Source organism: Beggiatoa alba B18LD (assembly GCF_000245015.1).
Taxonomy (GTDB): Bacteria; Pseudomonadota; Gammaproteobacteria; order Beggiatoales; family Beggiatoaceae; genus Beggiatoa; species Beggiatoa alba.
The window spans coordinates 2,350,641-2,371,703 of record NZ_JH600070.1; the positions used below are offsets into that span (position 1 = coordinate 2,350,641).

Consider the following 21,063-nt stretch of genomic DNA (forward strand, 5'->3'; position numbering starts at 1 on the left):
AACATAAAACGCTCTCATCATAACGATGTTTTGATATTGCTTGAATAACCTTGCAAGACATCCAGCTACTCACAAAAGGCATTTACACAAATGACATCAACCCCTGATTGGAAAAATAAAACAGATGCCGAATGGCAAGCAACTTTAACCCCAACACAATTTGCTGTCTGTCGCAAAAAAGGCACTGAACACGCTTTTACAGGAGAATACTACGCGACAAAAGATGCAGGCGTTTATCACTGCGTTTGCTGTGGAACACCATTATTTAGTTCAGAGACTAAATACGATTCTGGCTCTGGTTGGCCCAGTTTTTGGCAACCAATTCATCAAGAAGCATTAGCCATGAAAGTGGATAATAGTTTATTTATGCAACGTACAGAAGTTTTATGTGCAACCTGTCACGCACACTTAGGGCATGTTTTTGATGATGGCCCAGCCCCCACAGGGTTACGCTACTGTATGAACTCAGTTGCCTTAAAATTGGAAAAAACGGAAAAATAAACTTGCTTTTTTTAAGACGGCTAAATATAATTTCCACTCTTTACCAAGACGGAGAGGTGGCCGAGCTGGTCGAAGGCGCTCCCCTGCTAAGGGAGTATAGGGGCAAAAACCTCTATCAAGGGTTCGAATCCCTTCCTCTCCGCCATTCAAGTTTTTAATAGTTTTTCAGTAAAACTTGACAAGTAAGAAAACTGTTATATAATGCTCAATCTTTAAAGTACGCGCCCGTAGCTCAGTTGGATTAGAGTACCTGGCTACGAACCAGGCGGTCGGGAGTTCGAATCTCTCCGGGCGCGCCATTTTAAACAATACTCCTTTCCATATATCCCCTAGTTATTTCTTCATTTCATTTTATTCACATTCTGTTAGCAAACAATTGTTATATAATTGCCTCTAACAATCGCAACGTTTTTTCCATTCTGTTAATGATGTCATTCGACAATCGACTGTATTACCCGCAGTTGCTCAACTTATGTTGAATGAATAATCGACGATATCTCTTGTTCTCATCAAGTGTGTTGTGATATTCCCTATGAAAATAAAAAAGAAACTGATTTTAACGTTCATCGTTTTAAAAATCGTTCCCTTAATTATCATTGCGTTTATTGCAACTTATTCTGTTTATCAACTTGGCAATACGTTTACAAAAAACGGACAAGCACTCCTGACTAAAACAGAAAGTGTTATTCAAGAAACAGCGAGTAGCACCATTGCAGACAGTATTTACGCCTTAGACCAAAAGTCCCAAGTAACACAAGAACAAACAACCATTCGGATTGCCCACAATGTCGCCGAATTTCTCTACGAGCGCGATAACGACTTATTAACATTAGCAAGTTTACCCATTAATCAAAATACGTTAACGCAATTTCAACGCTTAAACACTCGTGATATTACCGTACATGGCACTTATCACTTTGATAATGAACTAAAAAAATGGGTTACTGATACAACACCAGTTATTGCTGAAAACCCAATAACAACAAAAGATATTTTGGAGGAAAATAAACGGGCTTTTCATAAAAAAAACCTACCAACTTTTAAAAAACAACGTATTCCCCTATATAAAGAAATTAGTTTTTATAATCTACAAGGGCAAGAACAATACAAAGCCTCTAGTATTGATACCCATCTCAAAGATATTTCACAGCGCAATCAAACTTATTTAAAAGCAGAAACCTACTATCAAGAAGCACAATCGCTAAAACAAGGTGAAATCTATGTATCCGATGTTATTGGCGAATATCGACGCTCTCCAATCAATGGAATTTTCAGCCCAGAAAGCGCAAAAGCCGCAGGTATTGCATTTGAGCCAGAAAAATACGCCTATGCAGGCATTGAAAACCCTGTTGGTAAACCCTTTGAAGGCATTATCCGTTTTGTAACCCCAGTTTATGACAATAACGAAAAAATTGGCTATTTAACACTTGCCTTAGATCATCGTCACCTCAGCGAATTTACCGACTACATCATGCCCGATGATCGCATTCTCAGTGATATATCAGACGCAAGCGCGGGCAATTACGCCTTTATGTGGGATTATTTAGGGCGTTGTATCACCCATGCGCGAGACTACTTTATTGTCGGCTTTAATGCAGAAACAGGAGAACGAGTTCCACCATGGATAACCATAGAAACTCGCCAAGAATGGCAACAATCAGGCATCAGCTCACTCAACGACTTTCTCGCTACGTATCCCCCTTTTAAAAATCAAAGCACACAACAAACCCTTGATGAAGAACAAAAACATCGCGGAGAAATTGCCCTAGACTGCCGTTATCTCAATAAAGCCCCTCAATGTCATGGATGGTCTCAAATTACAGAACAAGGGGGATACGGGTCCTTTATTATCTCATGGGCAGGCGTTTTAAAATTTACCACCGCTGCCAGTATCCCTTATTTTACAGGTAAATATGGCAAATCTGCGCGTGGCTTTGGTTTTATCACCATAGGCGCAAATTTAGATGAATTTCACAAAGACGCGACAGGGATAGAAAAAAATATTCATACTGTACTAGAACAACAAAGCAAAACCATGCAAACATTTATTGAAACGCATGAAGATAAAGCCATTCAACAGGTACATCAAACCGCTTTTGAAGTAGGACTAATTGCCATTATCTTATTAGGCATGGTAATTGTCGCAGCAATTATGATTGCCAATAACTTTACCCAAAAAATTTACCAACTCATTTTAGGTGCACAAGCATTTGCAAATAACCATCTAGGCTACCGTATTCCCGTACAAGAAGATGATGAATTTGGACAATTAGCAATTGCTTTTAATAATATGTCCGACCAGATTCAAGATTTAGTCGTTGAATTAGAAATTAAAATTGAAGAACGCACGATAGAATTAACCGCAGCAAATGCAGAAATTACCCAATTAAACCAACAATTAAAACAAGAAAATACTCGAATGGGAGCAGAGCTTGCCGTTACACAAAAATTACAAGCGATGCTCACGCCAAAATTAGTCGAATTAGCACAAATTAAAGAACTTGATGTTGCGGGTTTTATGGAACCCTGTCACGAAGTTGGTGGCGATTATTACGATGTGCTGACCCATGAAGAAGGGTTAAAAATTGGAGTCGGAGATGTCACAGGACACGGACTAGAAAGCGGTGTTGTCATGCTCATGTTACAAACAGCTATCCGTACACTGGTCGAACATCAGGAATCAGATCCTATCAAATTTATTAATACGATTAATCGCACGATTTACCACAATGTCAAACGCATGGGGTCTGAACAAATGTCGACCCTACTATTAGCGGATTATAAACAAGGCATATTAACCGTATCAGGACAACACGAAGAAGTCATTATTGTTCGTGCTGATGGAACATTAGAAACCATTGATACCTTAGACTTAGGATTTCCAATTGGGTTGGAAGAAAACATCGAATCTTTTGTTGAAAAACACCCAATTACTTTATTTAAAGATGATATTGTGATTTTTTATACTGATGGCATTACTGAGGCAGAAAATATACAAGGCGAGTTTTACGGTACGACTCGTTTAGCAGAATTAGTCAGAGAAGTGAGACAATTAAGTGCTGTTGATATTTGCCAATGTATTGTGGATGACGTAAAAAAACATATTGCCGAACATCGCGTATTCGATGACATCACGTTGTTAGTGATGAAACATAAATAATCTGAGTTCGGCGAGATTTCATCAATTAAACAGTGAACTCAGGCGTAAAATCACTTTATTGTACGGTTACTATATTGATATTTAATAGTTAACTTGATATATTTTTATTACTCTTTATTCATTTTTATTGCTCCCTATACATTATAGGTATTTGCCCATGACAAATGAAGCACATCCAAGAGATATTACAGCAGTTTTAGCTGAAGTAGCAAGTGATGTTGTTGGCGAACTTGCACTAGATAGATTATTAGAAAAAGTATTAGAAACGACTATGAGAACATTGAATGCTGAAGTTTGTTCAATATTCTTAAGAAAAAAAGATAATCCTAATGTTATAGAATGTGTTGCAGGGTCTGGTTTTGCAAAAAAAATTGTAGGAATTGCCGAGTATCGTATTGGTGAAGGTTTCACAGGCTCAGTAGCATTAGGAGAAGAATTTAATATTCAGAATAGAGATGAACTACAAAAACTGTCAACTAAAAACAAATGGAAAGGTAAGTTTGATAAAGAACAATGGAGTGAATCAGGTGGAAAAAGTCAATACAGAAATGGAATAGCAATTCCTTTAAAAATTAAAGACCAAATTCTTGGCGTTATTAAAGTTGAAAATAAAAAAGAATGTCATGATTCTTTATTTTTTACAGAAACAGATAAGACTATTTTTAAAATTATTGCAAACGTTGTTGCGCTTGCCGTAGAAAATGCTAAGTCCCACCAAAAAACAGAAGAACAATCAAAAGTTATTCTCCAAGCTTTATCAGATGTTACCAGTGCTGTTGTTGGTCAATTAAATCGTAAAGAATTACTGGATAAAATCATTGAAACAACAATGAAAACTTTAGATGCCGAGGTTTGCTCTATTTTTTTACTTACTGAGGATAATTTACTTAAATGTGTTGCAGGCTCTGGTTTTGCAAAAAATATTGTTGATATAGCTGAATATACACTCGGTGAAGGTTTAACAGGGGTAGTAGCTAAAGAAGATACATTTATTCACATTAAAAGTCGTTTTGAATTAGAAGCGAAAATTAAAAAAGGACAGTGGAAAGGGAAATATGATGATATTCAATATAAAACTCCAAGTAAACAAGAAGAATTTCGTAATTTATTAGCATATCCTCTAAAAATAGGGAATAAACTACTAGGGGTCATCAAGGTAGAAAATAAAAAGGGAGGGGATTTCACTGACCAAGATGTAACAGTCTTTCAAAGTATCGCAAATGTAATTGCATTGACAATTGAAAAGTCATTTCTAATTGACAAAACTAATCTACAAGAACAAACAGAAAAACTGCTCAAAACGATTTCATCGAAAGCTGCGCATAGAATTAACAACCAAGTTACAAACTATGATTCTATAGAGGTTTTTTTACGAGAAGAAATAAAAGAGTTATTGCCTTCACCCAATGAAAACATTTTAAAGTTAATGGATAGATTACATAATACAACCGTTGGTTTAAAAAGACTCATTAATGAGCTTCGTTCTTATGGTAAGCCATTACAATTGAAAAAAGAGAAAGTAAACATTAATGAAATTATTCAATCAGAAATTGAGCAATTTAAGGCGGATAATCATTCTATACAAATTAATCCAACGCTAGATTTAAACATTCCTACTTCTATGTTGGATGGCACTCGGCTCTCTGAAAATATCAAAGAATTATTAAGAAATTCAGAACGGGCAATTAAAGCAGCTAATCGTCCTGCTGGCGCGGTAGATATTTGTACAAAACTTGGCAAAAATGGGAAAACAATAGAAATAAGAATAGCCGACAATGGTTCTGGAATCGCTAAAGATTTTCCTATATTTATTCCGTTTAACTCTACACACCCACAGGGCACTGGTTTAGGTTTAGCAACTGTAAAAGAGACAATTGAAGTACACGGCGGAGAAATTAAATTATGTGAGCAGGAAAATGAAACAGGTGCTTGTTTTGAAATTACACTCCCCATTACGGAGGAGAAATAATTATGACAAATATTTTAATTGTTGATGATGAAAAATCTATTAGAGAAGATTTAGCTTCTTATCTAAAGATAAAGAAAAATTTTTCTACAATTACAGCTTCAACATTAAAGGAAGCAATCTCTTTAATTAAAGAAAAAAAACATAGTTTTGAATATGCAATTATTGATTTAAAGTTAGACAATCCATCGGAATATGGAGGCATACAAGTTTATATTGCTATTAAAGAGCTATATCCTTCTGTAATACCTATAATTCTATCTGCCTACCCATTTTCTGAAGAAATAAAAGAAAAACTGATTGAACAAATCAAAGATAATTCTTTAATTGAGAATGAAACTATCTTACTTAATGAATTTAAAGAAAACTATATATCTAAAGGTGGAGAGATAAATTATTTAATTGCTACTCTATCTAAATTAGAAGAAATTGAAGAAAGAAAAGTAAAAAGGGTAAAAATGAAAAAAATATTATTGGTTGATGACACAATAGAATATTGCGAAAATTTTTCTAATTTCTTTAAAAGAAAAAACTATGAAGTAATTAATGCTAATACAAAAGAGGAGGCACTATCAATTATAAGAGATAATAGTGGGTTATTTCGCTATATTATTATTGACTTACAGTTAGATAACCAAACAGAGTATGGTGGAATAGATGTCTTTTTATCCATTAAAATTGCCTATCCTGCTATAAAGACTATTGTCGTTTCTGGTTTTTTATTTGAAGAAGTAATTGATTTTTTCAATAAAAAAATTAACAATGATTTCTTTTTTCATAAAAAAGAATTTTATTCACAAGAGTTTAAAAATAGTTATATTTATAAAGGGAGTGAAGGCAATTTATTTGATATTATTTTTAATAAAATTAGTAGCTTTGAACCAAAAGAGCATTTTTATGCTTTGTTAATTGCTATCAATGATTATGAGTATATTAGTAAACTTAGATGTCCTATTCAGGAAACTCATGAGTTAAAAGAAGTATTATTGTCTCATTACTCATTTAATGAAGATAATATCATCATGTTGGAAGATGCAACCCGCAGAGACATTTTTGAACAACTTGAGTTGCTCACGAAAAAACTCAAAGAAAATGATAGTTTGATTATTTTTTATTCTGGGCATGGTTATTGGGATAAAAAGCTTGATGAAGGATTTTGGTTAACGAAAAATGCAGAAGCACATGATAAGAATAAAGCAGAATGGATAACGTATAGTGACATTCGTTTACATTTAAAACAAATGGATGTTAAACATATATTGCTAATTAATGACACTTGTTTTGCAGGTAGCATTACTCGAAATGTTGACAATTATGATTTAAGTACATACGAACAAGCCTCTCAGAAAAAAAGCCGAAAAGCGTTAACTAGCGGTGCATTACATAAAGTGCCTAGTAAAAGTATTTTTATGCAGTATTTATTGCAATTTCTAAAAGATAATACTGAAACACATTTAGTTACATATAAGTTATTCTCTCAAATACATGAAGCTATTCAAAAAGAAAAAATAATTCTCCGTGACAAAGAAATAAGCTTACATCCTGAGTATGATAAAATTCCTGAATTAGATGATGAAGGCGGGCACTTCGTTTTTATTCGTAAATCTCCTTCATGAAATTAGCTACTCAACACACCAAAGCCAAATTGGGTGGTACTGAACAAGCAAGCAGTGATATGTTTTAGTGGTTAATAAGATAAACAATAGTACTGATATAGTTTTCTCGTTTCGCCTTAGAGCGTGTCATCAACCAGAACGAAAGGTTCAAGCCATAAAGAATCAAAGTAGAAACCAAATAAACCTCACTTAAAAACTCCTAGTTGATTCACTTATTTTTCATGGTTTTAAAAATCCTGCTAATCCTGATTCAAACAAAAAAAGACCTGTTAGGTTTTGAAAACCTAGCAGGTCTATTGAAATGTGCCAAAGGACTAGCAGTCCTGAATAAAAAACCATGTTTCCTGTTTTTTATTTCTCCCCTGTCAACATTCCATCGGTTAAATGAAGCGTTCTATCCATTTTCGCCGCTAAATTAGGGTCATGTGTGACTAAAACTAAGCTCGTTCCGATAGTTTTATTTAACGTGAGCATTTTTTCATAAACATGGTCAGCAGTACGATTATCCAAATTACCTGTTGGTTCATCCGCTAAAATACAATGTGGTTCAGTGACTAAGGCGCGAGCAATCGCGGTACGTTGTCGCTCACCGCCTGATAACTCAGCAGGTTTGTGTTGTAAACGATGCCCTAAACCAACTTCATCGAGTAAATAACTTGCTTTTTCTGTCGCCACTTTTACCGCTAAACCCCGAATTAATAAAGGCATAGCGACATTTTCTAAAGCAGTGAATTCTGGCAATAAATGGTGAAATTGATAGACAAATCCTAAATATTGATTGCGCCATTTGCCCCGTTTAGCAGGACTTAAATGATTAATTTGTTGCCCTGCCACCCAGACATCCCCTTCTGTTGGGTTATCCAGTCCACCGAGTAAGTGTAAAAGCGTACTTTTACCTGAGCCAGAACTGCCCACAATAGCGACTTGTTCGCCTTTTTTAATGCTTAAACTGACTTGTTTTAAGACATCGACAAATAAGCCTGCATCTTTAAAACTTTTTGATAATTGGTCACACATTAAGACGACATCGTCAGCGGGTGCATTATTCATAACGTAAAGCCTCCGCAGGTTGGGTGCGTGACGCACGCCATGCAGGATAAAGGGTTGCAAATAAGCTGATAAGCATGGACATGATAGTAATGCGGTAAACATCAAACCATTGTAGTTCTGAGGGTAAATCGCTGATGTAATAAACATCCCCCGGTAGGAATTGCACGTTAAACATTCTTTCTAAGAAAGGCACAATTGTTTCTACATTCAGGGCAAGACTAATCCCGCCCGCAAGTCCTAGCAACGTGCCAAAAATGCCGATTAATGTCCCTTGTACGATAAATATCAGCATGATATTGAAGGGTGTCGCGCCTAGCGTGCGCAAGATAGCAATATCCGCTTGTTTATCCGTGACGACCATCACGAGGGTAGAAACAATATTAAAAGCAGCAACCGCAACAATCAGGGCAAGAATCACGAACATCACCCGTTTTTCCATTTGTATGGCTTTGAAAAAATTCGCGTGGCGATAAGTCCAATCATAAGCACTCACGCCAAATGGTAACTGTTCACGAATGTCATAACTCACTTGCTTGGCTAAAAAAATATCATCTAATTTCAAATTAAGCCCATGTACTTCACCCTCTGGAATACGCATTAATTTTGCCGCATCATCAACGTGCATGAGTAAATAAGCACTATCAAACTCGTGCATACCGACTTCAAAAATACCAACAACCGTGAGCCGTTTCATCCGTGGCAAAACCCCGACGGGAGTCACTGTGGTTTCAGGCACAACCAACGTGATTTTATCGCCGAGCTTTGCTTGTAACGATTTTTGCAATTCGCGCCCAATCACAACGCCGAATTCGCCTGCTTTGAGCGCGTCTAAACTGCCTTCTTGCATTTTATTCGTGACTTGGGAAATTTTTGCTTCAAGGGTTGGCTCTATCCCTTGGAAATAAGTGCCATAAACCGCGCGATTATAAGTAATCATGCCTTGCCCTTGGATAAAAGGCGCAACGCCTGTGACATGTGGATAGGTTTTTAATTTATCCTGCCACTCACGCCAACCGCTCCAACCTGTATCAAAGGTTGTGACCACAACATGCGCCGCCATGCCTAACATCCGTTCGCGCAATTCTTTTTCAAAGCCGTTCATCACGGACAGCACAGTAATCAATGCAGTCACGCCTAAGGCAATGCCGAGCATGGAAGTAAGAGAGATAAACGAAATAAAGTGATTGCGACGTTTCGCACGGGTATAACGAAAACCAATAAAAAGGGGTAGGGGTTTGAACATGAAAAAGTTGCAACCTACTGTTAGCAGAAAGGGAAAGAAGTCAGACTCTTGAAAACGGCTTATTATAACGGATATTTTAAAGAAACAATGTTGCGTTTTCGTTAGATTTATCTAGCAACTTCGCTCATGTCATCGCTGAAAAAAGGGGAAAATGATGCCGATTCGACACTTTGAAAATGACACACCAAAAATTGCTAATACTGCCTATATAGACCCATTAGCCCTTGTGATTGGACAAGTCACGGTCGGTGAATATGCGTCGATTTTTCCGATGGTGGTTGCACGTGGCGATGTACAAGCCATTCACATCGGCGCACGGACGAATGTCCAAGATGGGAGTATTTTACACGTCACCCATGACGGACGTTATTCAGTCGGTGGGCGGGCGTTAATTATTGGCGACTCGGTCACTGTGGGGCATCAAGTTATTCTCCACGCCTGCAAAATTGGTGATTTTAGCTTAATCGGCATGGGGTCGATTATCATGGACGATGCGATTTTAGAACCTTATACCCTGTTAGGCGCGGGCAGTTTAGTCCCACCGAATAAAGTATTAACAGGTAAACACTTATGGCATGGTCGCCCTGTTCAAAAAGTCCGCCCACTAACGGATGAAGAGCTGGAATATCTTGAATATTCGGCAGAACAATACGTATCGTTATCTCAACGTCATGCAGCCAGTTTAAAACTGACGGAAAAGTAAAAATGTCTAAAAATAAGTGTATTATCTTATAGAACTGATTTGAAATGTTTAATAAGAAACCTGAGTTCGGCGAGATTCTTTTAAAAAGACAACAGTTTGTCTGAATCAGGATTCACAGGATTTTCAGGATTCGCATTAATTTTTTGGTTTGAGGGTTTAAATCCTGAAAATCCTGAAAATCCTGATTCAGACAATGTTTTAATCTTGTCTGATGAATTCTAATGAAAAACCAGCATTTCTGTTTTATTTTATAAATATCGCAAAGTTGAGGATTAGGTTAAAAAACTAATTCCGCGCCAGCCATGCATTAAACTTATCGGTTAATTCCTCTTGATGTTTTGCCCACCATGTAAAGTCATAACGTAATGCGGTATTAAAATTTGCGGGTGTCATCGGTAAATATTGTTTTAAATCATAACCTAATTGCGTTGTTGTCGGTAATAATTTAAACGAAGATTTACGCGCAGGGCTATAAGCAATATAACGGGCTTGTTCCGCGAGTTGTTGGGATTCGCTGGCAAATTTTACAAACTCAAGGGCTAATTCTAAATTAGCTGAACCTTTCACTATCGATAAAACATCTAAATCAAATAGTTGTGCATCCCAAATAATTTTATAAGGTTTGCCATTATTTAAAATAGCATCACTTGCCCAACCGTTATAAATTGCGGTCATAATCACTTGATTACTATCTAGTAATTGTAAGGCTTGCGCCCCCGTTTCCCACCAAATCACTTGTTTTTTAATTCTGTCTAATACCGTGAATGCTCTATCAACGCCTTCATTTGTGCTCAATACAGTATAAACATCGGTTAATGGCACACCGTCGGCAATTAATGCCCATTCTAAAGTCACTTGGGGGGTTTTTCGTAAGCCTCGTTTACCTGCAAACGTTTCAATGTCCCATAAATCAGTTAATTTACTCGGTTTTTTCTTCGCTTTAATAAAAGGGGTTTCGTTATAGGCAATCACCGTCGACCAGACTACCATCGGCACTGCACAACTGGTCAGCGTCGTAATATCATAAAAATCGTTTAAGGGCGGTGTGCTGTTCGCACCTAGTGGAAAAGCAGATAAATCAATTGGTTCTAATAGTCCGTCATTACAACCTTTTACCGCGTCAGCAAGCGTTAAATCGACCACATCCCATTTTATATTATGGGTTTTAACTTGTGAGCGAATTTGTCCTAATCCGCCTGAATAGGTTAAGGCTTGAATGGTAACGCCAAATTTATCAGCAAAGGGTTTGTAATACGCGGTTATCTGGCTTTCAGTGTATTTTCCACCCCAAGAAACCACGTTTAACGTTTTTTTCGGCGATTCGGGCGTTTCTGTTGCGTAAAGCGACGTGCAGACTAGCGATAAAAACAGCATAAGCCCGCTTATAAGAAAATGTCGTATTAGTCTTGATATCATGGGAAAAACTTTAACAGCAAGTGTTAAACCTGTAGCCAAAAAGTCACAGGGCCATCATTGATTAAGGCGACTTGCATATCAGCCCCAAATACGCCACAGGCAACAGTTGGATGTTGTTGTTGTGCTTGTTGACAAAAATAGTGGAATAATTCTGACCCTAAAACAGGTGGAGCGGCAGTGCTAAAGCTGGGGCGTGTGCCTTTGCGTGTATCAGCGGGCAAGGTAAATTGAGGCACGATTAGTAAACCGCCGTTGATGTCGCGCAGGCTAATATTCATTTTGCCATCAGCATCAGCAAATACACGATATGTTAATAATCGTTCTAACAATCGGTCGGCTTGTGCAGTCGTATCGGTTTTTTCTACGCCTAATAAAACCAATAAACCTGTATTAATTTGTCCAACAATGGCTTGATTGACTGACACGCTGGCTTGTGTAACCCGTTGTAATAGCCCTATCATTTTTTAAATAATCGCTCTTTTTCCCGATTCCAATCGCGTGCTTTCTCAGTTTCTCGTTTATCAAATTCTTTTTTGCCTTTTGCAAGGGCAATTTCTAATTTAACTCGCCCATTTTTCCAATACATGGCAGTCGGTACAATTGCTAGACCTTTACGCTCGACAGAGCCTATTAATTTGTTCAATTCCCCGCGATTTAATAACAGTTTACGAGTGCGTTGAGATTCAGGAAAAATATGGGTAGAAGCGGATTGTAACGGTGTAATCAACGCGCCAAATAAAAAGGCTTCGCGGTCTTTCACTAAGATATAAGAGTCTTTAATCTGCACCTTGCCCGCGCGTAAACTTTTGACTTCCCAGCCTTGTAGTACGAGTCCAGATTCATAACGGTCGAGTAAAAAAAAGTCGAAACCCGCTTTTTTATTTAAACAAATCGTTCCCGTCTCAGTTTTATTTTTTTTAGTCATATTTGATTGTCAATACTCACTGCATGACTGCAATAAACCTTGATTCGCATAGGTCATGATAGACTTAAATACTTTTTATTTTTAATAAAAATCTATGCGAATCAATCCATCAGCCCCTACTTGGTTGCATCTTGAGTGGGGGCTGTTTGTTCTGTGCCCGCATTGGGAGCAAGCAATATTTCTACTGGGTTTTTAATCCGTAGTTCTTCAATATAGGCTTGTTTCTGCTCGGCTTGCATGGCTTTACGGACTTTTTCTTTCACACTGTCAAAAGGCGGAATACTAATAGGGCGTTTATCATTGATTTTAATGATATGCCAGCCGAATTCGCTTTGAACAGCTTGCTGGCTGAAAAACCCTTTTTCGATTTTTCCCATCGCTTCGGCAAAACTGGCAGTCACTTGTTGAGGGGTAATCCAGCCTAATTCGCCCCCTTTTTCGCCTGTAATCGTATCTTTAGAATTCGCTTTCGCTAATTCGTCAAAGGGTTTACCAGCGTTTAATTCGTTAATTAAGGCTTTTGCTACCTCTTGGCTATCAACCAGAATATGACTGACATTAAACTCTTGCGGAAAATTACCTTGTGCTAGTTTAATTTTTTCTTCGTAATCAGCTTTTAAGGTAGCATCCTCTAACGGATGCGTGGCTAAATAGCGTTCAAGCGTAAGACCTACCAGTAAATTTTTACGCATGGCTTCTAACTGGTTCAAAAATTCAGGGGATTTATCCACCCCATTTTTTAGCGCGTCAGCGACTAATAATTCACGGCTGACTAACTCTTCTAATAACGCCTCATCAGATGTTGGGGATTCTTCTTCACCCGCATATTTTTGTCGAAATGCTTTGTAATCCGCTAACATTTGTTGTGTGATGGCTTGCCCATTAATCGTCGCAAGGGGTTTATTTGTCCCTGTGGCTGGCGCGCTTGTCTCTGCGGCTTGTACCACGTTCCAATAACCTAAACTAAACAAACATCCTGCTAGTACAACTGCTTTCATCAATGAAATACTCCTCAGATAACGATAGTTTTAAATCCTAATTCACAGGATATTCTTCAGGGGTATAAGCCTTAATGCTTAAGGCATGAATGTCAGCGGGGATAAAATCGCTTAACGCGGTATAAATCATACGATGTCGTTGCATCGAGTTTTGTCCAACAAACACGGGACTGACGATGAGTAAATCAAAATGTCCCCCCCCTTGACGCGCACCTGCATGTCCTGCATGTTTATAACTTTCATCTAATAATTCAAGATGTACAGGTTTTATAGTTGCTTGTAACCGCGCCTTTATCCGTTCTACCCGATTTGACATTATGCCCTCCACATTAGTGATAGTATTAATTATTATAAATAGTTAGGGAAAAACCTTTTTAAACGGCTTAATGTTAATCTTGGCATAAACGCCTGCTTCTTTATAAGGGTCTTGTTCTGCCCAAGCGTAAGCATCTGCCAGTGAAGCAAATTCTGCAACGATTAAACTACCCGTAAAACCCGCCGCACCAGGGTCATTTGCATCAATCGCAGGATGTGGTCCTGCTAAGACTAAACGTCCTTGGCTTTTTAGAACTTCTAAGCGTTGTAAATGAGCAGGACGCACTTTTAAACGCATTTCTAATGAATCAGGTGCATCTTCACAAAAAATTGCATATAACATCATAAAATATAAGTCCTTAAAAAATTAAAGCTGATAGTGTCATTATTATTACCCTCAGTTTTGCGAGATTTATAAAATAAAACAGAAACCTGTTAAATTTTAAAATCTTAGCAGGTCTTTTTTGTCTGAATCAGAATTCACAGGATTTTCAGAATTAGCAGAATTAAAAAGCGTGATTCGCATTAATTTTTTGGTTCAAGGGGTTTAAATTCTGTGAATTCTGAAAATCCTGATTCAGACAAATGCGGGTCTTTTTAAAAAATCTCGCCAAACTCAGGTTATTATTAATAACGATAACCTTCTTCTCTTAATACCTGTTGTACCACAGGGCGCGATAACATTTGCTGATAATGTGCAAGACAATGTTCAGGTAATTCAATATTAATGCGTACAGCCCAGAATTCAACATAAAACAATGCTGCATCTGCAATAGAGAAATTATCCCCTAAAACGTATTTTTTGCCTGCTAATTGTTCATTCAGCACGGTAAAGCATTCTTTTACAATCTCATGCCCACGCGCTTTAACAATCCCATAGTCAGCAACATTCGGGGTGAAGCGTTCTGTGGTAAAAATACGGGTAAAGCCTTGACCATGGACAGTACCCACAACATAACTTATTACTTCAATGGCTTGTACTTCTGCTGCTAATTCTGTCGGTAATAACTTCGCTTTTGGATAAGTCCGCGCTAACCAGTAAGCAATGGCGGGAAATTCGGTTAATACTTGTCCATCATCCAAGACTAAAACGGGAATCGTCGCCTTGGGATTCATGGCTAAAAAATCAGGTTTTTGATGGTCACCCGCTAATAAATTTACGACATATGCTTCAAAAACTAATCCAATTTCTTCTAATAAAATATGAATCCCTGTCGAACAAGAACCTGGCGTAAAATAAAATTTCATCATGTTTAAGTTCCCTCTAAAACGCCTCAAAAATGGGTTATTGTAGTGTATGTGATAGATAAACTCTTATAAAATCCATTTAATCACTTGTAATAATATCAAGAAAATAAAAACATCCATCTGATTTTATTTGTAAATCTGAATTTCTTCCGCACTTAAGCCTGTTAATTCCATCACAGTTTGTTTATCAATTCCCTTAGCTAACATTGCTTTTGCGGTTTTTAGCTAATTTTAAAAAGGAGATATGGTATGTTTTCCCGCTTTGGTCCTAGCAAAAAATCGGCACAGCGCGCCCTTCAGAAGGGTCTGCAAAACGGCGATTTACAACCCGCTTTGCAGATATATACTCGACTCGTAGAAAAAAATCCCAATGACTGCGAAAACTTGCATGATCTGGGCTATGTTTTGCTGGAAATGGGTAGAACAGAAGAAGCCATTGGCTATTTTATGCAAGCAAATCGGATCAAAGAACATACATTGCATTGGAACCAACTTGGGCGGGCGTATCAATGTTTACAAAATTATTCGGAAGCACTGGCTGCTTACAAAAAGGCCATGCAACTTGATCAAAAAGACCCACGACCTTGGTATAACACAACGCTCTGTTTAAGAGAGATGGGACAAGAGGAACGTGCGATAGAAGAACTAATCAAGTTATTACTCACGCATCCGTCACATGCGGGTGCTAACAATGAATTAGCTATACATTACCAGAAACAAGGAAAAATTGATTTGGCTCTGCGCTTGTTTAGAACCGCATTAAAAACTAACCCAAACTATTTTCCAAGTCACTTGAATTTGATTCGTCTATTGTGCGAAATCGGTCAGTTTTCAGAAGCACGCCCTCATTTAGAATACATAGCAAAGTATGGTGCTTATGTTAATGTCGTGGCGCAAGACGGCAAGCTACAAATATTCGTTGATGGCGGATTATTCTTTTCAGGTCAATATGAAGAGTAATATAGCAACCGCACCATAAAGTGAATTCAATTAACGGGCATATGAGGGATACCACCGCTTCAAGCGGTGGTATCCCTTTTTTTATTTGATAGTGCGTTAGCTATAGTAAAAATCATGAATAAAACAAACCCTATTATTTAATGCTGATGTTGTCCCCCCCATACAGAACTTCAGTATACTTCTAAGACAAAGAAAAATAGTTTTTTTGATAGCAGAAAAAACATTTTTCTTTACAATAAATGTATGGGTCTTTAATAGTCAGATTCATAAAAACATTTTATAACTATATTCATCATTTTGATGTTTAACATGTTGTTCGAGTAGCTTGTAATGACAGATTATTTATTGATTTTTATCAGCACAGTTTTAGTCAATAACTTTGTGCTTGTGAAGTTTTTAGGACTTTGTCCTTTTATGAGTGTTTCTAGTAAGTTAGAAACAGCTGTCGGAATGGGTTTAGCCACAACGTTTGTGCTTACCTTATCTGCTGTGTGTAGCTATCTGGTTGATGTATTTCTACTAACCCCTTTAGATTTGACTTTTTTACGTACCATTACATTTATTGTGGTTATTGCCGTTGTTGTGCAATTTACAGAAATGGTTATTCATAAAACCAGCCCGTTGTTATATCAATCGCTTGGGATATTTTTACCGTTAATTACAACAAATTGTGCTGTATTAGGTGTTGCCCTGCTCAATGTGCAAACCCAACATAATTTTTTACAATCGACAGTTTATGGCTTTGGGGCGGCTATTGGTTTTTCACTGGTGCTTGTTCTCTTTGCAGCGGTGCGGGAGCGGGTTACGGTTGCAGATGTGCCGACATTGTTTAAAGGCGCACCGATTGCGCTGATTACCGCTGGTATTATGTCTATGGCATTTATGGGATTTGCAGGGTTGGTAAAAGGATGAGTGTTTTATTAGCTGTTTTACTCATGGCGGGATTAACGCTGGTTTTTGGACTGATTTTAGGGATTGCTGCTGTTAAATTTAAAGTAGAAGGAAATCCCATTGTTGAGGAAATCAATGCAATTTTACCGCAACAACAATGCGGTAAATGTGGTTTCCCAGGGTGTCATCCCTACGCGGAAGCGATAGCAAACGGTAGCGCGGAGATTAATTTGTGTCCTCCAGGGGGCGAAAGTGGCATGTTAGCGATTGCTCACTTATTAGACCGTGAGCCAAAACCGTTAAGCGAAGAGCACCACGTTGAAAAGCCTAAAGCAGTTGCTGTGATTGACGAACAAACTTGTATCGGTTGTACACTTTGCATTCAAGCCTGCCCCGTTGATGCGATTTTAGGGAGCGCAAAACACATGCACACTATTATTGCATCAGAATGCACAGGTTGCGAATTATGTATTGCCCCTTGCCCCGTCGATTGTATTCGTATGTCTCCCATTCAGCCCACGACACAAACGTGGAAATATCCCTATCCTGTTTTCCGCTTCAAGGTTGAAGAACTCCCGCAACATCGGATGGAAACCGCATTATGATTTCGGCACTTTGGCATTTTCGTGGTGGCATTAAAACTGCTGGACACAAAACCCTATCCAGCGAATCCCCCATTATTCCCGCTACCATTCCGCGTTACTTAGTGTTGCCCCTGTTACAACATATCGGTATCCCGACAGAACCAGTCGTTCATGTAGGGCAACAGGTGTTAAAAGGGCAAATTATTGGGCGTTGTTGTCACAGCGAGGACTACGAAAACCTATTTAGCGCGCCTGTACACGCCAGCAGTTCAGGCACTGTGGTTGCCATTGAAGCCCGCGCTGTCCCTCACCCTTCAGGTTTACAAGCCCCTTGTGTCATCATTGAAACCGATGGTAAAGATGAGGCTATCGACGCAACACCTTTAACGGACTATGCCCAATTAGACCCCGCGTTAGTACGGCGACACATTGCCCAAGCGGGCATTGTCGGACTCGGTGGCGCAGGCTTTCCCTCACACCTTAAATTAAAACCGCAAGGCATAGACACCCTGATTTTAAACGGGGCTGAATGCGAGCCCTATATCACGTGCGATGACCGCTTAATGCGCGAACGTCCTGCGGATGTTATTGGCGGAGCGCAAATCTTACGGCACGTTTTAGGCGGTGCTAAACGCTGTATTATCGCCGTAGAAGATAATAAACCCGCTGCTTTTGAAACCTTACAACAAGTTGCACAAGGGACAGATATTGAAATTATCAAAATTCCCTCGCTCTACCCCACAGGCGGAGAACGGCAACTGATTAAAGTATTAACCAATAAAGCAGTAGGACGTAGCCAACTCCCTGCGCATGTCGGCATAGTGGTTCACAATGTCGAAACCGCCCGCGCTGTTTATCAAGCTGTTACCTATGGCAAGCCGTTAATTTCTCGGATTGTCACCGTTACAGGCAATGGCATCAGCCACCCCAAAAATTTAGAAGTCCGTTTCGGTACACTCATGCGCGACTTACTCGCACAATGTGGGGTTAAAACCGATATTCGTCGCCTGATTATGGGCGGTAGCATGATGGGCTTTACCTTACCAACTGATGAATTACCCATCATCAAAACCACCAATTGCCTCATCGCCTCCTGCGCTGACGACATTCTACAACCTGCGCAACCACTCCCCTGCATTCGCTGTGGCGCGTGTGCTAACGCCTGCCCTGTCAACCTATTACCACAACAACTCTATTGGCACGCCAAAGCCAAAGCCTTCGACAAAGCCCGTGATTTACATCTTTTTGACTGCATCGAATGCGGATGTTGTAGCTACGTTTGCCCTAGCCATATTCCGCTAGTGGACTATTACCGCTATGCAAAAACCGAAATTCGTGAAGCCGACCAAGAAAAACGCAAAGCCGACAACGCCCGACAACGTCATGAATTCCGTGTAAGCCGTTTAGAACGCGAAAAAGCCGCCAAAGCTGCTAAACATCAACAGAAAAAAGTGCTACCCGATAAAGTCGAAGAAGCCAACAGCGACGATGCCCAAGCCTCAAAACAAGCGGTGATTGCCGCCGCTCTTGAACGTGCGAAAGCAAAACAAACCAATAGCACGCTCAATAACAATAACGACCCGCAAACGCTTTAAAAAAACATCCTAAACGCCTATCGGTTAAATATGACCTGTTTAACCGATAATCGATTGCGCGAACCCTCTTAAATCTCTAAAACACTAAAAATCATGAATTTTATTCAGCAATCTGCACCGTATGCCCATGCGCCAACGCATGTTTCACAAATCATGCGCCAAGTGCTCTATGCCCTACTACCTGCTATTAGCATTTACGTCTGGTTTTTCGGCTGGGGTATCGTTATCAACCTCTTTATTGCCAGCCTTACCGCTATCACCGTCGAAAGCCTCATGCTCTGGCTACGTGGCTATCCCCTGCGCCTTTTCCTCAACGACAGCAGCGCGCTCGTCATGGCATGGCTACTCGCTTTCGCCCTCCCCCCCTTTACTATCTGGTGGATGACTATACTCGGCGTTGCCTTTGGGCTTATCTTCGCCAAACATATTTATGGCGGACTTGGCAACAACCCCTTTAACCCCGCCATGGTCGGCTATGCCCTCCTGCTCATCTCCTTCCCTGCCGATATGAGTCGCTGGCCCTCCGTCAATGCCCTACTAGAACACTACCCCACCTTTACAGACAGCCTTAGCCTCAGCTTTTACGGGCAAAGTCTCAGCGGATTCACCGTTGATGCCATCACAGGCGCGACCCCCTTAGACACCATGCGTATTGGACTAGGACAACTCCGCTCCGTCACCGAAGTGAAAGACAACCCCCTATTTGGTATCTTCGGCGCGAAAGGTTGGGAATGGATAAGTCTCACCGTTCTACTGGGCGGATGCTGGCTACTCTACCGAAAAATCATCAGCTGGCATATTCCTGTTGGTGTACTCGCGGGACTTTTCACCCTCGCCAGCCTCTTCTACTTCATCAACCCCAACCACTACCCCTCTCCGCTCTTCCACCTCTTCAGCGGAGCCACCATGTTATGCGCCTTCTTCATCGCCACAGACCCCGTTACCGCTGCCACCTCCGACAAAGGACGACTGATTTACGGCATTTGCATCGGCTGTCTGATATACATCATCCGCACATGGGGGGGATACCCTGATGGCGTTGCCTTTGCCGTACTCCTCATGAATATGGCAGTACCAGCCCTAGACTACGTCACCCAACCCCGCGTTTTTGGCGAGAAATAAAACATGCTCACCCTGCTAGACAAATTCCCCAGCCCCATTCGTGCCATGCTGATACTCACCTTTTTCGGCATTATTGGCAGTGCCCTCGTTGCTATCAGCTACGCCATCACCGCTGCACAAATCCAAGCCAACGAACGCGCCGTATTAACCCGTAATCTTGCCGTCCTCGTCCCTGACAGCCTCCACGATAATGACTTAAGCAACGACACCAAACAAATCGCCAACGCCCAAGCCCTAGGCATTGCCGACCCTGTAACCATCTACCGCGCCCGCCAACAAGGCAACCCCACTGCCGTTGTGCTTAACATTGTCGCCCCTGACGGCTATAGCGGAAATATTTACTTGCTTGTAGCCATTGCCTACGACGGCACATTATTAGGCGTGCGCACCGTTTCCCACCAAGAAACCCCAGGGCTTGGCGATGCAATAGAAGAACGCCGTTCTGCATGGATTTTAAACTTTACGGGCAAGTCACTGACAAACCCAGCAGAAAATGGCTGGAAAGTCAAACGCGACGGCGGGACTTTCGACCAATTCAGTGGCGCGACCATTACCCCCCGCGCGGTGGTGAAAGCGGTACATAAAGCCTTGTTGTTTTATCGGGAGGAAAAAGCGGGGTTGTTTGATTAAAAAGACAAGCATTTGTCTGAATCAGGATTTTCAGGATTAACAGGATTTAAAACCCTTAAACCAAGAAATTAATAACCTGAGTTCGGCGAGTTTCTTTTAAAAAGACAATAACTTGTCTGAATCAGAATTCACAAAATTTT

General features: G+C 39.8%; 20 protein-coding genes and 2 tRNA genes. 13 read left to right on the plus strand and 9 right to left on the minus strand.

Annotated features, from left to right (window positions below):
- Positions 1–90: 90 nt before the first annotated feature.
- From msrB to BEGALDRAFT_RS09690, 6 genes are all read left to right on the plus strand, one after another.
- Positions 91–501 carry a peptide-methionine (R)-S-oxide reductase MsrB gene (gene msrB, locus BEGALDRAFT_RS09665; protein WP_002686084.1) on the plus strand — a complete coding sequence of 137 codons (411 nt, stop codon included), beginning with the start codon at positions 91–93 and terminating at the stop codon, positions 499–501.
- Between the two features lie 50 nt (positions 502–551).
- A tRNA-Ser gene (locus BEGALDRAFT_RS09670) sits at positions 552–646 on the plus strand.
- Positions 647–722: 76 nt separating this feature from the next.
- Positions 723–800, plus strand: a tRNA-Arg gene (locus tag BEGALDRAFT_RS09675).
- A gap of 233 nt (positions 801–1,033) precedes the next feature.
- Entirely contained in the window at positions 1,034–3,661 is a 2,628-nt protein-coding gene (locus tag BEGALDRAFT_RS09680) for a PP2C family protein-serine/threonine phosphatase (protein ID WP_002686085.1), read from the plus strand.
- A gap of 157 nt (positions 3,662–3,818) precedes the next feature.
- Complete coding sequence (locus tag BEGALDRAFT_RS09685; protein WP_002686086.1) at positions 3,819–5,630, plus strand: GAF domain-containing sensor histidine kinase; 1,812 nt, start codon at positions 3,819–3,821, stop codon at positions 5,628–5,630.
- Positions 5,631–5,632: 2 nt separating this feature from the next.
- Positions 5,633–7,243: a response regulator gene (locus tag BEGALDRAFT_RS09690; protein ID WP_002686087.1), complete on the plus strand. Its 1,611-nt coding sequence runs from the start codon at positions 5,633–5,635 to the stop codon at positions 7,241–7,243.
- Positions 7,244–7,594: 351 nt separating this feature from the next.
- Here BEGALDRAFT_RS09690 and lolD read toward each other — a convergent pair whose 3' ends face one another.
- Positions 7,595–8,293 carry a lipoprotein-releasing ABC transporter ATP-binding protein LolD gene (lolD, locus tag BEGALDRAFT_RS09695; RefSeq protein ID WP_002686088.1) on the minus strand — a complete coding sequence of 233 codons (699 nt, stop codon included), beginning with the start codon at positions 8,291–8,293 and terminating at the stop codon, positions 7,595–7,597.
- Positions 8,286–9,536: a lipoprotein-releasing ABC transporter permease subunit gene (locus BEGALDRAFT_RS09700; protein WP_002686089.1), complete on the minus strand. Its 1,251-nt coding sequence runs from the start codon at positions 9,534–9,536 to the stop codon at positions 8,286–8,288. The genes lolD and BEGALDRAFT_RS09700 overlap by 8 nt, the downstream gene beginning before the upstream one ends.
- A 151-nt stretch (positions 9,537–9,687) precedes the next feature.
- Between BEGALDRAFT_RS09700 and BEGALDRAFT_RS09705 the strand changes: the two genes are divergently transcribed.
- The gene (locus BEGALDRAFT_RS09705) at positions 9,688–10,239 is read left to right on the plus strand and encodes a gamma carbonic anhydrase family protein (RefSeq protein ID WP_002686090.1); all 552 of its coding nucleotides are present in this window, start codon (positions 9,688–9,690) and stop codon (positions 10,237–10,239) included.
- Between the two features lie 285 nt (positions 10,240–10,524).
- Here the strand turns inward: BEGALDRAFT_RS09705 and BEGALDRAFT_RS09710 are convergent, their stop codons facing one another.
- From BEGALDRAFT_RS09710 to BEGALDRAFT_RS09740, 7 genes are all read right to left on the minus strand, one after another.
- Positions 10,525–11,613: an ABC transporter substrate-binding protein gene (locus BEGALDRAFT_RS09710; protein ID WP_002686091.1), complete on the minus strand. Its 1,089-nt coding sequence runs from the start codon at positions 11,611–11,613 to the stop codon at positions 10,525–10,527.
- 65 nt (positions 11,614–11,678) lie between these two features.
- The gene (dtd, locus tag BEGALDRAFT_RS09715) at positions 11,679–12,116 is read right to left on the minus strand and encodes a D-aminoacyl-tRNA deacylase (protein WP_002686092.1); all 438 of its coding nucleotides are present in this window, start codon (positions 12,114–12,116) and stop codon (positions 11,679–11,681) included.
- Positions 12,113–12,580, minus strand: a complete 468-nt coding sequence (gene smpB / locus BEGALDRAFT_RS09720) for an SsrA-binding protein SmpB (protein ID WP_002686093.1) — start codon at positions 12,578–12,580, stop codon at positions 12,113–12,115. Before smpB ends, dtd begins: the two co-directional genes overlap by 4 nt.
- Positions 12,581–12,696: 116 nt before the next feature.
- A complete protein-coding gene (locus BEGALDRAFT_RS09725) occupies positions 12,697–13,578 on the minus strand; it encodes a peptidylprolyl isomerase (RefSeq protein WP_002686094.1) in 882 nt (293 codons plus the stop codon).
- 37 nt (positions 13,579–13,615) lie between these two features.
- Positions 13,616–13,894 (minus strand): BolA family protein, encoded by a 279-nt coding sequence (locus BEGALDRAFT_RS09730; RefSeq protein WP_002686095.1) that lies wholly within the window; start codon positions 13,892–13,894, stop codon positions 13,616–13,618.
- A gap of 42 nt (positions 13,895–13,936) precedes the next feature.
- A complete protein-coding gene (locus BEGALDRAFT_RS09735; protein WP_040295471.1) occupies positions 13,937–14,236 on the minus strand; it encodes a YciI family protein in 300 nt (99 codons plus the stop codon).
- A 284-nt stretch (positions 14,237–14,520) separates the two neighbouring features.
- Entirely contained in the window at positions 14,521–15,144 is a 624-nt protein-coding gene (locus tag BEGALDRAFT_RS09740) for a glutathione S-transferase family protein (RefSeq protein ID WP_002686097.1), read from the minus strand.
- 246 nt (positions 15,145–15,390) lie between these two features.
- Between BEGALDRAFT_RS09740 and BEGALDRAFT_RS09745 the strand changes: the two genes are divergently transcribed.
- The 6 genes from BEGALDRAFT_RS09745 (at position 15,391) to rsxG (ending at position 20,923) form a co-directional block, all read left to right on the plus strand.
- Positions 15,391–16,101 (plus strand): tetratricopeptide repeat protein, encoded by a 711-nt coding sequence (locus BEGALDRAFT_RS09745; protein WP_002686098.1) that lies wholly within the window; start codon positions 15,391–15,393, stop codon positions 16,099–16,101.
- A gap of 330 nt (positions 16,102–16,431) precedes the next feature.
- The gene (rsxA, locus tag BEGALDRAFT_RS09750) at positions 16,432–17,013 is read left to right on the plus strand and encodes an electron transport complex subunit RsxA (RefSeq protein WP_002686099.1); all 582 of its coding nucleotides are present in this window, start codon (positions 16,432–16,434) and stop codon (positions 17,011–17,013) included.
- The gene (rsxB, locus tag BEGALDRAFT_RS09755; protein ID WP_002686100.1) at positions 17,010–17,597 is read left to right on the plus strand and encodes an electron transport complex subunit RsxB; all 588 of its coding nucleotides are present in this window, start codon (positions 17,010–17,012) and stop codon (positions 17,595–17,597) included. The genes rsxA and rsxB overlap by 4 nt, the downstream gene beginning before the upstream one ends.
- Positions 17,594–19,171 carry an electron transport complex subunit RsxC gene (gene rsxC / locus BEGALDRAFT_RS09760; RefSeq protein WP_002686101.1) on the plus strand — a complete coding sequence of 526 codons (1,578 nt, stop codon included), beginning with the start codon at positions 17,594–17,596 and terminating at the stop codon, positions 19,169–19,171. The genes rsxB and rsxC overlap by 4 nt, the downstream gene beginning before the upstream one ends.
- 93 nt (positions 19,172–19,264) lie before the next feature.
- Positions 19,265–20,293 (plus strand): electron transport complex subunit RsxD, encoded by a 1,029-nt coding sequence (rsxD, locus tag BEGALDRAFT_RS09765; RefSeq protein WP_002686102.1) that lies wholly within the window; start codon positions 19,265–19,267, stop codon positions 20,291–20,293.
- 3 nt (positions 20,294–20,296) lie between these two features.
- Positions 20,297–20,923 (plus strand): electron transport complex subunit RsxG, encoded by a 627-nt coding sequence (gene rsxG / locus BEGALDRAFT_RS09770; RefSeq protein ID WP_002686103.1) that lies wholly within the window; start codon positions 20,297–20,299, stop codon positions 20,921–20,923.
- Positions 20,924–21,063 lie beyond the last annotated feature (140 nt).

Coding starts and splice junctions, on each gene's coding strand:
- BEGALDRAFT_RS09710 (WP_002686091.1), bottom strand. CDS start 11,613: ATGCTGTTTTTATCGCTAGTCTGCACGTCGCTTTACGCAACAGAAACG.
- BEGALDRAFT_RS09705 (WP_002686090.1), top strand. CDS start 9,688: ATGATGCCGATTCGACACTTTGAAAATGACACACCAAAAATTGCTAAT.
- dtd (WP_002686092.1), bottom strand. CDS start 12,116: ATGATAGGGCTATTACAACGGGTTACACAAGCCAGCGTGTCAGTCAAT.
- BEGALDRAFT_RS09725 (WP_002686094.1), bottom strand. CDS start 13,578: ATGAAAGCAGTTGTACTAGCAGGATGTTTGTTTAGTTTAGGTTATTGG.
- BEGALDRAFT_RS09735 (WP_040295471.1), bottom strand. CDS start 14,236: ATGTTATATGCAATTTTTTGTGAAGATGCACCTGATTCATTAGAAATG.
- BEGALDRAFT_RS09730 (WP_002686095.1), bottom strand. CDS start 13,894: ATGTCAAATCGGGTAGAACGGATAAAGGCGCGGTTACAAGCAACTATA.
- BEGALDRAFT_RS09680 (WP_002686085.1), top strand. CDS start 1,034: ATGAAAATAAAAAAGAAACTGATTTTAACGTTCATCGTTTTAAAAATC.
- BEGALDRAFT_RS09700 (WP_002686089.1), bottom strand. CDS start 9,536: ATGTTCAAACCCCTACCCCTTTTTATTGGTTTTCGTTATACCCGTGCG.
- rsxB (WP_002686100.1), top strand. CDS start 17,010: ATGAGTGTTTTATTAGCTGTTTTACTCATGGCGGGATTAACGCTGGTT.
- BEGALDRAFT_RS09745 (WP_002686098.1), top strand. CDS start 15,391: ATGTTTTCCCGCTTTGGTCCTAGCAAAAAATCGGCACAGCGCGCCCTT.
- BEGALDRAFT_RS09740 (WP_002686097.1), bottom strand. CDS start 15,144: ATGATGAAATTTTATTTTACGCCAGGTTCTTGTTCGACAGGGATTCAT.
- rsxG (WP_002686103.1), top strand. CDS start 20,297: ATGCTCACCCTGCTAGACAAATTCCCCAGCCCCATTCGTGCCATGCTG.
- lolD (WP_002686088.1), bottom strand. CDS start 8,293: ATGAATAATGCACCCGCTGACGATGTCGTCTTAATGTGTGACCAATTA.
- BEGALDRAFT_RS09690 (WP_002686087.1), top strand. CDS start 5,633: ATGACAAATATTTTAATTGTTGATGATGAAAAATCTATTAGAGAAGAT.
- rsxC (WP_002686101.1), top strand. CDS start 17,594: ATGATTTCGGCACTTTGGCATTTTCGTGGTGGCATTAAAACTGCTGGA.
- rsxD (WP_002686102.1), top strand. CDS start 19,265: ATGAATTTTATTCAGCAATCTGCACCGTATGCCCATGCGCCAACGCAT.
- msrB (WP_002686084.1), top strand. CDS start 91: ATGACATCAACCCCTGATTGGAAAAATAAAACAGATGCCGAATGGCAA.
- BEGALDRAFT_RS09685 (WP_002686086.1), top strand. CDS start 3,819: ATGACAAATGAAGCACATCCAAGAGATATTACAGCAGTTTTAGCTGAA.
- rsxA (WP_002686099.1), top strand. CDS start 16,432: ATGACAGATTATTTATTGATTTTTATCAGCACAGTTTTAGTCAATAAC.
- smpB (WP_002686093.1), bottom strand. CDS start 12,580: ATGACTAAAAAAAATAAAACTGAGACGGGAACGATTTGTTTAAATAAA.